This is a genomic window from Mammaliicoccus sp. Q-M61 (assembly GCF_022386055.1).
Classification (GTDB): Bacteria; Bacillota; Bacilli; order Staphylococcales; family Staphylococcaceae; genus Mammaliicoccus; species Mammaliicoccus sciuri_A.
Genome location: NZ_JAJNJL010000007.1, coordinates 31,391 through 45,179, shown reverse-complemented (window position 1 = coordinate 45,179; position 13,789 = coordinate 31,391). Strand labels below are relative to the sequence as shown.

The following is a 13,789-nucleotide window of genomic DNA, read 5'->3' as shown; positions in this document are numbered from 1 at the left end:
GAGAGGAATTTGATTATGAAAGTAGGATTATTACGAGAAAAGCATAAAAAAGGTGTGCTTGGAAGAACACTAACATATATAAGTAATTTTTATAATATAGACTTTTTTGTATTTACTTATGATGATGTTGATCTTGAAAATGAGACAATTGATGGTTTATTTTTTGAAGATGGACAATGGGTAAAAAAGCGTACAGAATTTCCTGATATAGTGGATAATGTACCGATGGATAAACGAAAATATCCTGAAATATTTAAAGCTTTAAAGAAGAAAGCTATATTTACAACACCAGGTTTAGGGTCTAAATCATTTATTTTTAATAAGATGCAAGAAAGTAAAAGATTTGAAGATTTAATTATTCCAACTGATGAAGTGGCTTCTTATGATGATTTAAAAAATCATCTACAAAAGTATAAAAAAATTGTATTAAAGCCGACTCTTGGCAGTAAAGGTAGAAATATATTTGTTCTGAATCAAAGCGATGAAAAAATCGATGTTCTAAACGATGATAAAAGTTGGACAATTGAAATTGATGAGCTACAAACTTTTTATAATGAGAATATAAGCGAAGAGAAGTATGTTGCGCAACCTTTCATAAAATCACAAACAATTGAAAATAACCCATTTGATATCCGACTTCATGTGAGAAAAAATCAAAAAGGTCAATGGGAAAAAGTTGAGATCTATCCACGCATAGGTGTAGGTAAAAATATCACATCAAATGTAAGTCAAGGCGGTGGTGTAGCAATGTTAACACCATTTTTAGAACATAATTTCGAGAAGAATTGGAAAGATATAAGGATTGAACTCAATAATTTATGTAAAACGATTCCGCTCAATTTTGAGAAGCTTTATAATTTCGATATTGATGCATTAGGTATAGATATTGGTATAGAACCTGACGGAAAAATATGGCTGTTTGAGGTTAATACGTTCCCAGGACAGCATTTCTTCTATGCTAGAGATTCTGAAGTGAGAGTAGCATATTATAGATATTTATTAGGTTTAAAAAATAAAAAATAATACAACTTCAATTCATTTCCCAGGCAATATTTTTCCATTAATTAAGAGATAAAGATTTAAAATAAATAATTTAGAAAAATTCATATTTCACCCGAGTTACTTTGCAACAATTATGTAAAATTACTTGTTAAGATATAAGTAGTAAATATTATAGGAGTGATTCGGATGATTAAGTATAGTGAATTTGAAGGCAAAACGGTTCTGATTACGGGTGCGTCTTCGGGTATTGGTAAGGCTACTGCTTTAAAATTTGCTGAAAATGGTGCCAATATTGTGATTGGTGATGTCGATGAACGTTCTGAACAAACGGTTCAAGAAATCAAAGACAAAAATAGTAATGCCATTTTCGTGAAAACAGATGTTTCACAACCTGACCAAGTGAAAAATTTAGTCGATAAAGCAGTTGAAACATTTGGCAGTTTAGATCATGCATTTAATAACGCGGGTATTCTAAATAAACCAAATAAATTTGCTGATATCGATGTAGAAACTTTTGATAAAGTATTAGATGTAGACGTTAAAGGTGTCTTCTTATCTATGAAATATGAAATTCCACAAATGCTTGAAAACGGTGGAACAATTGTAAACACAGCTTCTGTAGCTGGATTGATTGCAGACCCAGAAATGGGACCATATGTTGCAGCTAAACATGCTGTAGTCGGTATGACAAAATCAGCAGGATTCGATTACGGTGAAAGTGGCGTTAGAATTAATGCAATTGCACCAGGTCTAACAGAAACAGAAATGACGAAATCTTGGAAAGACGATCCAGAGAAATGGCAACAAATGATATCAGGTGTGCCAATGGCTAAAGCAGCACAACCAGAAGATATCGCAGAAATGGTATTATTCCTATCTTCAGACGCAGCTAAATTCATGACAGCACAAGTTTATCTCGCAGACGGCGGACAAACAGCACACTAAATGAAATTGAATATATAGATTAAATGACAGAAGTCTCGTTAAGAGGCTTCTGTTTTTTTGTGGATATTAAGTATTATCCTACTGTAAATTCTTTACATAATGTCATTGATAATGATTATCAACTAGGTTATCATATTATTGTAAGTTTCTATAAAAAATTAATAATAACATTAAAAAGATAAATATATTCATTGTAGTAATGAAATGTTATATAAAAAGAGGTGAATTATTTATTTTTTAAATCGTAATGATTATGCTTTTTATTGGTTTAATAGTAATCGATATTAAGATATGGCTGTGCTAGTACGAACAGCCGGAATAAACGGTATACCTATTAACAGGAAAGGAGGATGTGTAATTTATTAACTAAGTTACATACTGAGACTATGAAGAATAAAAATCTAACTAAACTTACAAAGATCATGGGGAATTATGTTTATCTGTTTTATGCTTCTATCGCAATATCTATCATTTCAAGTGTAGTGAGTCTTGGCGCTTATTTGAATGTTTATTATGTAGTGAAGGAAATGTTGACTGCTAAAAATGGATTAACTGAGCCAGTTGTTGACAATATGACGCAGTATGGTTGGAATGCAGTATTATATGTGTCGATAGCTTTTGGTTTATATGGTCTTGCACTTTTATTGTCACATATAGTTGCTTTTAACACAGTAGCGAAATATAGAATTCAACTCATTTATCACATGAAATCATTACCGTTAGGATATTTTCAAAAGCATCAAACTGGTAAATTGAGAAAACTTGTAGAAAAAAATACAGAAGAAGTTGAACATTACATAGCCCATCAAGTGCCTGATATGGCACAAGCACTTACGACACCTATAGCGTTTTTAGTACTTATTTTTATTTTTGATTGGAGATTATCACTTGTTTGTCTCATACCGGTCATCATTGGATTTATGTTGCTACGCTTTATGATGGGTGGAGAAAGTGAAAAATTCCTGGAACAATATCAAGCAGCATCTACTAATATGGGTAATGATGTTGTGGAATATGTTCGAGGTATTTCTGTTGTAAAAGTATTTGGACAAACAGTATTTTCATTTAAAGTCTTTAACAAGGCTATAGAGAATTATCGAGATTTTACTATAAAATACGCACTTTCAATGAGAAATGCGATGAGTGGTTATATCGTTTGTGTTTATGGAATATTTGCATTCTTAATTCCAGCTGCAATTATCTTCTTTAATTATAAATATAATCAAGTTGATATGTTATTAAGTTATATATTCTTTGCGATTTTCACACCTTTAGTTGCATTTATGTTAATGCGAATTATGGAAAGTTCGTATAAAGCAATGATTATTTTTAATGCAATGGATAATTTAGAATCAACTATTTATAGCGCACAACCTCTACCTACACGTAATAGCTTAAGAATAGACGAAAACTACGACGTAAAATTTGAAAATGTAACATTTACTTATGAAGGTATGACTAATCAAGCCATTCATGAATTAACATTTAAAAGCCTTTCAAACTCTGTCACAGCTATAGTTGGACCCTCTGGAAGTGGGAAATCGACGATATTTAATTTGATTACACGATTTTATGATATTGACGAAGGCAACGTAACCATTGGAGGTATTGATGTACGTGATTTAGAATATGATGATTTAATGTCAAATATTAGTTATGTATTTCAAGAAACAAAATTATTTAAGATGAGTTTGCTTGAAAACATTAGATTTTATCGACCTGATGCAAGTATTGAAGAGGTAGAACGTGCAGTAGACCAAGCACAGTGTCGTGAAATTATAAACAAAATGCCTCAAGGTTTAGAGACAGTATTTGGAACGAAAGGTGTATACCTTTCAGGAGGAGAAATTCAACGTATTGCAATTGCTCGTGCAATATTAAAAGATGCTCCAATTGTACTATTAGATGAAGCTACCGCTTTTAGTGATGCAGAAAATGAATACAAAATACAAAAAGCATTAAATTCAGTAATGAAAGGTAAGACGGTATTAATGATTGCGCATCGACTATCCACAATAACTCATGCGGATCAAATATTAGTAATGGATGCTGGATCTCTTGTCGAAAGAGGAAAACATGATGAGCTGATTGCACTAGATGGCGTCTATGCCAAGATGTATCGAAATTATCAAGAAAGTGTGAGCTGGAAGATAGGAGTGACAGGATGAATATTCAGCAATTATTTTCATTAACTCAACAAGGTAAGAAAGACTTATATAAAACGACGTTCTTAACAACATTACATCAAATCTCAGTTGTGTTGCCCGTTATTTTATTAGTCATGTTGGCTGAGGATATGATTAAACACATTCAAGAGTCACAAGAAGAACCCATTCTACTTTGGGGCTATTTAATTGCTTGTATTATCCTATTAGCCATAATTTTTGTTATTTATTTAGTAACGTACCAACAAATGTATATTAATTCTGGGACAGAATCAGCGAAAATGCGATTGAGAATGGCCGAGAAGTTTCGTAAATTGCCACTATCGTATTTAGGAGAAAAAGATTTAAGTGATTTTACAAGTACATTGATGGATGATGTTTCTGTTATAGAGAAACAGTTAACAAGTGATTTTGCAAACTTAGTGTCTGGTATTCTATCTAGTGGTTTTATTACAGTGATATTGGCATTTTATAATTGGCAGATGGCTTTAGCACTCTTCCTATGTATGCCTGTTTCTTTACTTTTTATTATACTTTCGAAATTTGTTACAACACCAACTAATAAGAAAAATAGACAACTCAAACTAAATATTTCTGAAAGTTTGCAAGAGTTCTTTGAGAATATCAAAGTGATTAAATCTTCCAGTCAAAAAGAACAATATATTCAAAAATTAACACATACAATTAAATCTGTAATTCCATGGGCAGTCCTATATGAAGTTCTAGTAGGGATCTTTATCTCTATCTCTTATAACATTTTAAGAGTTGGTTTAGGTATCGTTGTTCTACTTGGAACTTATCTATTAGTACAACAACAGTTGACGGTACTTGGGTTTATACTATTTATCTTTGTAGCAGTACGTATTTATGACCCCTTAACGAATTCGTTATACAAAATTGGTGAATTTATTTATTCACTTGTTAGTGCAAGGCGCATTAAAAATATCTTTGAGATTGAAGAACAAGGTGGTTCTTCAAATGTTGAATTAACAAAATTTGATATCGAGTTCCGAAATGTTGCTTTTGGTTATAACGATAAAGAAGTTATCCATGGCGTTTCTTTTACTGCAAAGCAAGGTGAAATCACGGCTTTAGTCGGTCCATCTGGTTGTGGTAAGAGTACATTGGCTAAATTGTCAGCACGCTTTTGGGATACCCATAGTGGAGAAATTTTAATTGATGGTCATAATATTAATGAAATTCATCCAGAAAAATTATTATCTTACTATTCCATTGTATTCCAAGATGTCATCCTTTTTAACGATACAGTATTTAATAACATAAAGGTTGGTAATAGTAATGCAACGGATGAGGAAGTTTATCAAGCTGCCGCAATGGCAAATTGTACGGACTTTATTACACGTTTACCAGATGGATTTGAAACCGTAATTGGAGAGAATGGACAAACTCTATCTGGAGGTGAGCGTCAACGTTTATCGATTGCGAGAGCATTCTTAAAACAAGCACCAATCGTGTTGTTGGATGAAGCGACTGCATCACTCGATCCTGAAAATGAAATATTGATTCAAAATGCTATAAGTGAATTAATTAAAGATAAAACCGTCATGGTAATTGCACATCGTCTTAAAACGATTGAACACTGTGATCAAATTGTAGTACTTAAAGAAGGAAGAATAGAAGAAAAAGGTAAACATGAACAATTGATGGCAAATGAGCATTTATACCATCATCTTGTATCCCTTCAACGTAAAAGTGGTGATTGGCAAGTAAATGAAGTATAAACATAAAATTAATTAATTTTTATAACAATAAAACTGAGTCAAATAAGGACTAGTTGAAAAGAAAAGAGTGAGTAAAATGAAGAAAAAAATGAATACGAAAGATTATATTTTTGCCGGTGCTTTTGCTGCAATATATATCGTCATCTTAGTGGCAACTGGCATGCTTTTTGGTCTTAATCCGGTTACGTTCTTATTAACACCTTTAATAGCTGGAATTATTTTAGGACCAGTATTTATACTTTATATTTCTAAAGTTCCTAAGAGAGGTGCTGTCTTTATTTTAGCTATATTATCAGGATTGACATTGTCATCTACTACTATTGCACCTTTATTTATTGCTATTATCACAGGTATATTAGCTGAAATTGTATTAAAAGACAGAAGTAAATATACTAAGCTCAAAAATATAGTTGCTTATAGTATCTTTAATATTATTGTAGTTGGTCCTTTTACAATGCTATTATTTGCTCGGGATCAATTTATGAAGTCTTCGGAATATTATTATGGAAAAGATTATGTTGAACAATTTTCTGCACTTACACCAAATTGGATTATCCTCGTAATAGTTGCTCTTGCTATTATTGGGGGTATCATTGGAGCAATTATAGGTAATAAATTAAATAAAAAACATTTTGAGAAGGCCGGCATTGTATGAATATGATGAACACTGTAAATGTGCCATTGTATTTTAAAAAAGATGCTTTCGTAGATATTTCACCTATTACAAAAATTATCGTTTTTATTATTTCATCTATAATAATGATGCGAAGTGGATCGATACTGGGAGAATGTATTGTAGGAGGACTAACATCATTATTTTTATTGAATACTAAAGAAATGATGAAGTGTTATCTGTTTGTCGTGATATTCTTTGGGACGATTGCTTTAGAAGGAATTGCTGAATTAGTTCATTTAAGTCAAAACTTTTCTTTTATTTTTATAATATTTAATGTTGTTAGAGTATTTTTACCAGCGATTGCAATGTTTTATATTTTAGCAGAAAAAACAACTACTAGTGAATATTTGGCAATGTTTAAAACCTTACATATTCCAGATGCTTTTGCAGTCGCTTTTGTAGTAATGTTACGTTTTATTCCAACATTATTAGAGCATTTAAAAAATATACGACAAGCATTAGTTTTTAGAAATATTAATATCGGTCCAATTTACTTTTTGAAACATCCAATCTTATCCATAGAACGATTGGTAGTTCCAATGTTGATTTCATCCGGTAAAGTGATGGAAGAACTCTCAGCAGCTGCAATGACACGTGGATTAGATGTCGGAAGAAAGCGTACGACCATCATCAAATTTCGACTAAATATTGTAGATTATCTTGTGATATTTATAGCTATTGCACTCGTCATAATTTTTAAAGGGGGATGAACGTATGAATGCGATAGATCTTCAAAAGATTAGCGTGACAACATCTGATTCTACTAAAATTATTGATGAGTTTTCACTACAAGTAGCACAAGGTGAGTGTGTCGTTTTATGCGGAGAAAGTGGTTGTGGCAAAACAACGATTACCCGGGTAATAAATGGGTTAATACCTGAATTTTACGATACCTTAAGGTTGGAAGGTGAAGTAAAGGACTTTGGTGCATCAATTAACGGCCAGACTATTAGTGATATAGCTAAAAATGTTGGTTCTGTATTTCAAAATCCAAAATCTCAATTTTTCAATTTAGATACTTCTAATGAATTGATTTTCGGATGTGAAAATTTAAATTTAACACGAAAAGAAATTCTAGAGAGAACAGAAGAGACAATAGCTGATTTAAACTTAATAAATCTAATTAATCGAAGCATATTTGAACTTTCTGGTGGAGAAAAACAACGTGTTGCTTGTGGCTCTATTATTTCTATGAAGCCAAAAATACTACTTCTTGATGAACCTACTGCTAATTTAGATTATGAATCAATTGAATTATTAAAGATATTACTGACTAGTTTGAAGAAACTTGGCTATACGATTCTACTATCAGAGCATCGCCTATATTGGTTAAAAGACTTAGCAGACAGATTTATATATTTGAAATCCGGACAACATCAAGCAACTTATACATTTGATGAACTATATGTTAAAAGTGAACAAGAGTTATCTACAATGGGTCTCAGAAGTATGAATATTGATTCTTTATCTAAAAAATTGAACCAATTAACAAATGAAAAATCATGGGAATTATGTCAAATTCAAAGAAATGTTGACGAAGATTCCTCACTATCTATTGAACTTGAAGAAGTAGAAGTCTCTTATCACGATAAGACTGTGTTTCGTATTCCTCACCTTCAATTTTCTGGTGGCAGTATTATCGGTGTTATTGGAGAGAATGGTGCAGGAAAAACAACTTTTATAAATACATTATTAGGATTTACCAAGTATAAAGGTGCTATCAAAGAAAATGACCAGATGTTAAAGAAGAAAATGTTGAATAAACAAGGATTTATGGTCATGCAGGACGTAAATCAACAATTGTTCTCAAATACGCTTTTAAATGAAGTTCGGTTAGGTACAGATGCAACAGAAGAACAAGTACAACAAATCTTAAAGCAATTAGGTTTGTCTCATTTAGAGGCGCGGCATCCTGCTTCTCTCTCGGGAGGAGAAAAACAACGAACAGCAGTAGCATCTGCATTGCTATCTGATAAAAAAATCATCGTATTTGACGAACCAACTTCAGGGCTCGATAGAAACTCATTAGATCAATTTTGTAATGAGATAAAGTCACTATCTTCGCCAGATAATATTATTTTTATAGTGACTCATGATATGGAAATGATATTTCAATTAGTAGATTTTGTACTACCTTGTACTAAATATAATCAATAATATTGCTTATAGAAGTACAACTTAAGTAAAAGCTTAATAAATAAGAAAACCAGTAGCATCCTATATGTGGAATGCTACTGGTTTTTGTTTGAGAATGCACGATATCTTGTAGTCTTCGTGCGCCAGTGCACTATTTCAGGGCATAACGCACGATATCTCGAAGTCTTCGTGCGCCTTCACCTCACCGCCTTAGCTCTCTTAACTCACCAAACTCTACCATCCTACACATTCACGACTTCTGTATCTACAACTTTTGTAAATGTTGTTTGATTGATGAGCTCGGTGAGGATGCTATGTTGTGTTGGGTGTAGGTTGGGGTGATTGCGGTCATCGATGATTGCCCATCCGCCTGATTCATACACTTCTAATGCATTGTCTATTATGTTCTGTCGATTGCCTATAAATTTTACGTACTCGACTTCTTCATTACTTGATATATCTTCAACTAAATCTCTAACAACATGACCTACGATTGTGATGCCGGGTCCTGGTTTATGTGAGAGTGACTGCACTTTTTCGACGATATTAGATACATTGCCTGCGATGACTGTTTGTTCTGGTCGTGTTGCACTGAAGATAACGGCTACTGGTATATCGTCTATTATTTCTGCTTTAATTTCTTTAACTAAAGTTGGTAATCTCTTAACACCCATATAAATGGCGAGGGTGCCACCATTTTTGAGTGTTGTGATATCAATGGATTGTTCTTCATTATCTTTGAAGTGGCCAGTTGTAAATGTAATATTAGTTGAAACATTGCGTTCTGTTAACCCTCGATTAAGTTCACTCATCGCAGCTGAAGCGGCTGTTATACCAGGTACGACTTCAAATGTAATATTGTGTGATTTTAATGTAGAAACTTCTTCTGCAAGGCGTCCAAATATTGCTGGATCGCCGCCTTTTAGACGGACGACCGTCTTATTTGTGCGTGATTTTTCGACAAGTAATTGGTTAATATCTTCTTGATTCATAGATTTATGATAAGGTCGTTTACCAACATGAATCCATTCCGTTTCTGGAGATGAAAATTGTAATACAAACGGATTTACGAGTTGATCGTATAAAATAACATCTGCCCGCTTAATACATCGCTCTGCTTTTTTAGATAGTAATAAAGGATTTCCTGGACCTGCACCGACTAAGTAAACTTGAGGTTCTGCGATTATAGACATACGTATATGTCTCCATCGACCACTTCTACAGGATAAGTTGCGACACATCCTTCATCTGGTTCTTGAACTTGACCAGTCGATAAGTCGATTTTTTGGTCATGAAGTGGACAGTATACATAATCTCCACTCACTGTACCTTCTGATAATGGACCTTGTTTATGAGGACAAACATTATTAATCGCACGAATGTTACCTTCTTCAGTTAAAAATAAACCAATTTGCGTATCTCCAACGATAACTTTCTTACCGATTAATGGTTCAAGGTCTGAAATATGCGCGACTCTTACTTTTTCATTTGTTAATGTCATAGTTACACCTTCTCCACTTCAAAAATGTGACGTTTATCTTTATTGAGCACGACTTCATGCCATGGCTCTGTATCGTAGGCACGTTTCGCATCCATTATGCGTGCGTATAGTTCATCTTGTTTTTCAGGATCAAGTACAACTGATTTCACTTGATCAAAGCCAAGTCTCTTGAGCCATGGTGCTGTACGTTCTGCATAAATACCTGTTTCACGATAGTATTGCATGTATGCACCACATAGTTTGACAACTTCATCTTCAGTTTCAACAGTTGTTAGTAATTCACCTGCGACGACATCTGTACCACCATTACCTCCAATATAAATTTGGAAGCCATTTTCTACACCGATGACTCCGAAGTCTTTAACACCTGATTCTACACAGCTACGTGGACAACCTGAAACACCCATTTTGAATTTATGTGGTGTGTCGATATATTCAAATGTTTTCTCTAAACGGATACCTAATTTTGTTGTGAATTGTGTACCGAATCGGCAGAATTCTTTACCGACACAACTTTTAACTGAACGTGTCTTCTTACCATAAGCAGATGCTGAACGCATATCTAAGTCTTTCCAAATTTGCGGTAATTCTTCTTTTTTAACACCGTATAAACCGATACGTTGTGCACCCGTGATTTTGACTAATGGGATGTTGTATTTCTTCGCTACTTCACCAAGTCGAATAAGTTGATCGGCATCAGTTACACCGCCACGCATTTGTGGGATAACAGAGAATGTGCCGTCTTTTTGGATGTTGGCATGGTAACGTTCGTTCGCAAAGCGTGAAGCTTTCTCATCTTCGTGGTCATGAGGATATACCATGTTTAAATAGTAGTTAATCGCAGGGCGGCATTTAGGACAACCACCTTTATCTTTAAAGTCCAATACGTGTCGAACTTCTTTAGATGTTTTTAAACCTTTCGCTCGAATTTGCGTAACGATTTGGTCTCTTGTAAGACTTGTACATGCACAAATACCTGTTGGCGCTGCAGCAACAAAGTCATCACCAAGTGTATATTCTAAGAGCTCTGCAATTTGACCTTTACACTTACCACATGAGTTACCAGCTTTCGTCACACGTGTGACATCAGCTACGGAAGTTAAACCTTGGTCTTTAATCGCTTCTACGATGACTCCTTTGGAAATACCGTTACACCCACAGATTGTTTCATCGTTATCCATTTCAGCAACGCTAATTGCATCAACTTCTCCTGCTTTATGAAGAATTGAAACGAGCGTATATTCATCGATTGTATCCCCTTTTTTCATCATATTATAAAAGCGATTGCCTTCTTCTGTATCACCATAAAGTACTGCACCAACAATCGTCTTATCTTTGACGAAAATTTTCTTATAAATGTTATCGACACCGTTAAAAGTTTCAATACCACGGACACCTTCACTTTCAGTAATCCAACCTGCACTAAATAAATCACAGCCTGATACTTTTAAAGAAGTAAAGGTCGTTGAACCTTTATAGCCTTCAGTTGGAATGCCTGTAATATGATCTGCCAGGACTTTACCTTGGTCATATAGTGGGGCAACAAGACCGTATACTTTTGAACGGTGTTCTGCACATTCTCCAACTGCGTAAATATCTGGGTCACTCGTACGCATGAAATCGTCTACTACGATACCGCGTCCAATTTCTAATCCAGCGGCACGTGCTTCTTTCGTTACTGGACGAATACCAACTGCCATCACGACCATGTCTGTTGCGATGACACGTCCATCTGATAAACGAATACCTTCAACATGGTTTTCACCAATGATTTCTTGTGTATTGGCTTGTAATTCAAATTTAATACCTTGCTTTTCAAGGTCTGCTTTTAAAAGTTCTCCGGCTTTACGATCCAGTTGAACTTCCATCAGCCATTCTGCTAAATGTACGACTGTAACGTCCATACCTTGATCTACAAGACCTCGTGCGCATTCTAGACCGAGTAAACCGCCACCTATAACGATGGCACGTTTTTTAGTCTTAGCTGTTTCTAACATCTTTTCAGTGTCATCGATGGTTCTGAAACCGACAACACCTTCTAGACGAGAACCATCAATTGGTAGTATGAATGAATCAGAACCCGTCGCAATAATCATTTGGTCATATGATACTTTCACGCCATGTTCTGTTTCGACTTGTTTCAGTTCACGATCAATTTTTACAACTTTATCTCCTGTTATTAATCGAATGTTATGTTCTTCATACCATTTATAAGGGTTCATAATTGTTTCTTCTTTTGTCATTTTATTTTGAAGAATGTTTGATAACATGATGCGGTTATAGTTTGGATAAGGTTCTTTACCGATGATTGTGATTTCAAAGCGGTCTGGATCACGTTCTAGAATTTCTTCAATTGTACGGACACCAGCCATACCATTACCGATCATTAAAAGTTTTGTTTTACTCATGCATATCCTCCTTCGTTGAATCTAACCATGCTTTAATTTTCGCTGCATAGTGTTGTGTTCGTTGAATATCTTGGCCATGTGAGCTAATGCTGATTGTTAGGCCATTATGTTCAATATCTAAGCTGTTATAAAAGTCGGATTGTTTGCGATCCCCGGTATGATTGACCCATTGAGATGGTAGGGCGTCTTGAGCAACTCGGTCATTCGTTTCGGGATGGTTTGTTGCGATAATAATTAAATCTGCATGGGCAATATGTTCTCGTTGATAGTCCGCTTGTATGAAGCGAATATGGTTCGTTGGTTGAATCGTATCAAAGTGCTCATGAAATTCGCGTGCGATAACATCGATTGAGCAAGGCTCTGATTTCAATTTAGAGAACTTTCTCCATGCAATTTTGCCGCCACCAATGATTACGACATGTTTACCTTTAAGATTAAGTTGAACTGGATACATCCGGTACCGCCTCACATTCAGCAATTCTTAAATGTACGATGTCTTTTAATAAAGGATGAAAATTAATAGCCGTCGTATATGTGATAGGGTTCGGTAAACCGAGTGATTCTATTTGACGCTTCGACTTGTTTACAAGGAAACCATCATAGAAGAAAAATGGAATAATTAATAATGTACGATGCTTTTTAGCGATTTTCGGTAACGTTTCTTTAAAGCGAAGTTCACCATAGACCATACTCGGATAACATGGATTTTGAGGCGTTGATAGCTCGTGACAAATGCGTGTAAGTGCAACATCCGGTTCATCAAAGCGTGCATTACCGTGAGCAAGTATGACAATGCCAGTTTCATCATCAATGTCGTCTTTGTAAGCTTCAAGTTGAGAAGCAACCCAGTTTGTCATAATCGGGTGTGTGCCTAGAGGTTTACTTAATATAAACTGCACGTTCGGATTATTTTCTTGAAATGATTCATATAACGCTTCGATATCTTCGTAATAATGAGAAGCGGTAAACAATAATAACGGCACAAGATGAATACGTGAATAACCAGCATCGACCGTTTGTTGAATCACTTCATCTAATAAGATTTCTTCACTTTCTAAAAAGGCTACCTCATAATCAATTTCATCACTATTAAAAGTTTGATGAATAAAATTTAATAACGTTTCATTTAACTTTCCCTTTCTCATACCATGAACAACTAAAATCGTCTTTCGCATGACAATCCCTCCTACATCTTTATTCTAAAACAATATAAC

12 protein-coding genes are annotated in these 13,789 nt (G+C 34.4%); 7 read left to right on the top strand and 5 right to left on the bottom strand.

Annotated elements, in window-relative coordinates; genetic code table 11:
- The first annotated feature begins 15 nt into the window (after positions 1-15).
- From LQ677_RS09870 to LQ677_RS09840, 7 genes are all read left to right on the top strand, one after another.
- On the top strand, positions 16-1,023 hold the full coding sequence (locus LQ677_RS09870; RefSeq protein ID WP_037589626.1) for a YheC/YheD family protein: 1,008 nt from the start codon (positions 16-18) through the stop codon (positions 1,021-1,023).
- 165 nt (positions 1,024-1,188) lie between these two features.
- The gene (locus LQ677_RS09865; protein ID WP_126477139.1) at positions 1,189-1,947 is read left to right on the top strand and encodes an SDR family NAD(P)-dependent oxidoreductase; all 759 of its coding nucleotides are present in this window, start codon (positions 1,189-1,191) and stop codon (positions 1,945-1,947) included.
- Between the two features lie 386 nt (positions 1,948-2,333).
- On the top strand, positions 2,334-4,115 hold the full coding sequence (locus LQ677_RS09860; RefSeq protein WP_239748778.1) for an ABC transporter ATP-binding protein: 1,782 nt from the start codon (positions 2,334-2,336) through the stop codon (positions 4,113-4,115).
- Positions 4,112-5,854: an ABC transporter ATP-binding protein gene (locus tag LQ677_RS09855; protein WP_196307734.1), complete on the top strand. Its 1,743-nt coding sequence runs from the start codon at positions 4,112-4,114 to the stop codon at positions 5,852-5,854. The genes LQ677_RS09860 and LQ677_RS09855 overlap by 4 nt, the downstream gene beginning before the upstream one ends.
- 76 nt (positions 5,855-5,930) lie before the next feature.
- Entirely contained in the window at positions 5,931-6,509 is a 579-nt protein-coding gene (locus LQ677_RS09850; protein ID WP_239748777.1) for an MptD family putative ECF transporter S component, read from the top strand.
- Positions 6,506-7,240, top strand: coding sequence for an energy-coupling factor transporter transmembrane component T (locus LQ677_RS09845; protein ID WP_204188505.1), 735 nt, complete (start codon positions 6,506-6,508; stop codon positions 7,238-7,240). The genes LQ677_RS09850 and LQ677_RS09845 overlap by 4 nt, the downstream gene beginning before the upstream one ends.
- 4 nt (positions 7,241-7,244) lie before the next feature.
- On the top strand, positions 7,245-8,687 hold the full coding sequence (locus tag LQ677_RS09840; protein WP_239748776.1) for an ABC transporter ATP-binding protein: 1,443 nt from the start codon (positions 7,245-7,247) through the stop codon (positions 8,685-8,687).
- Between the two features lie 221 nt (positions 8,688-8,908).
- On the opposite strand, the gene cobA is transcribed toward LQ677_RS09840, so the two are convergent.
- From cobA to LQ677_RS09815, 5 genes are read right to left on the bottom strand one after another with little or no spacing between them, the layout of a single operon-like run.
- Positions 8,909-9,859 (bottom strand): uroporphyrinogen-III C-methyltransferase, encoded by a 951-nt coding sequence (cobA, locus tag LQ677_RS09835; protein ID WP_239748775.1) that lies wholly within the window; start codon positions 9,857-9,859, stop codon positions 8,909-8,911.
- Positions 9,850-10,167: a nitrite reductase small subunit NirD gene (gene nirD / locus LQ677_RS09830; RefSeq protein ID WP_037590293.1), complete on the bottom strand. Its 318-nt coding sequence runs from the start codon at positions 10,165-10,167 to the stop codon at positions 9,850-9,852. Before nirD ends, cobA begins: the two co-directional genes overlap by 10 nt.
- A gap of 2 nt (positions 10,168-10,169) precedes the next feature.
- A complete protein-coding gene (gene nirB / locus LQ677_RS09825; protein ID WP_239748774.1) occupies positions 10,170-12,575 on the bottom strand; it encodes a nitrite reductase large subunit NirB in 2,406 nt (801 codons plus the stop codon).
- Positions 12,568-13,029: a precorrin-2 dehydrogenase/sirohydrochlorin ferrochelatase family protein gene (locus LQ677_RS09820; protein WP_239748773.1), complete on the bottom strand. Its 462-nt coding sequence runs from the start codon at positions 13,027-13,029 to the stop codon at positions 12,568-12,570. The genes nirB and LQ677_RS09820 overlap by 8 nt, the downstream gene beginning before the upstream one ends.
- Complete coding sequence (locus LQ677_RS09815; RefSeq protein ID WP_239748772.1) at positions 13,010-13,750, bottom strand: sirohydrochlorin chelatase; 741 nt, start codon at positions 13,748-13,750, stop codon at positions 13,010-13,012. Before LQ677_RS09815 ends, LQ677_RS09820 begins: the two co-directional genes overlap by 20 nt.
- Between the last annotated feature and the right edge of the window lie 39 nt (positions 13,751-13,789).

Excerpts from the sequence above, each read along its gene's own strand:
- LQ677_RS09815 (WP_239748772.1), bottom strand. The coding sequence starts at position 13,750 with ATGCGAAAGACGATTTTAGTTGTTCATGGTATGAGAAAGGGAAAGTTA.
- LQ677_RS09860 (WP_239748778.1), top strand. The coding sequence starts at position 2,334 with ATGAAGAATAAAAATCTAACTAAACTTACAAAGATCATGGGGAATTAT.
- LQ677_RS09820 (WP_239748773.1), bottom strand. The coding sequence starts at position 13,029 with ATGTATCCAGTTCAACTTAATCTTAAAGGTAAACATGTCGTAATCATT.
- nirB (WP_239748774.1), bottom strand. The coding sequence starts at position 12,575 with ATGAGTAAAACAAAACTTTTAATGATCGGTAATGGTATGGCTGGTGTC.
- LQ677_RS09850 (WP_239748777.1), top strand. The coding sequence starts at position 5,931 with ATGAAGAAAAAAATGAATACGAAAGATTATATTTTTGCCGGTGCTTTT.
- LQ677_RS09840 (WP_239748776.1), top strand. The coding sequence starts at position 7,245 with ATGAATGCGATAGATCTTCAAAAGATTAGCGTGACAACATCTGATTCT.
- LQ677_RS09845 (WP_204188505.1), top strand. The coding sequence starts at position 6,506 with ATGAATATGATGAACACTGTAAATGTGCCATTGTATTTTAAAAAAGAT.
- LQ677_RS09855 (WP_196307734.1), top strand. The coding sequence starts at position 4,112 with ATGAATATTCAGCAATTATTTTCATTAACTCAACAAGGTAAGAAAGAC.
- LQ677_RS09870 (WP_037589626.1), top strand. The coding sequence starts at position 16 with ATGAAAGTAGGATTATTACGAGAAAAGCATAAAAAAGGTGTGCTTGGA.
- LQ677_RS09865 (WP_126477139.1), top strand. The coding sequence starts at position 1,189 with ATGATTAAGTATAGTGAATTTGAAGGCAAAACGGTTCTGATTACGGGT.
- nirD (WP_037590293.1), bottom strand. The coding sequence starts at position 10,167 with ATGACATTAACAAATGAAAAAGTAAGAGTCGCGCATATTTCAGACCTT.
- cobA (WP_239748775.1), bottom strand. The coding sequence starts at position 9,859 with ATGTCTATAATCGCAGAACCTCAAGTTTACTTAGTCGGTGCAGGTCCA.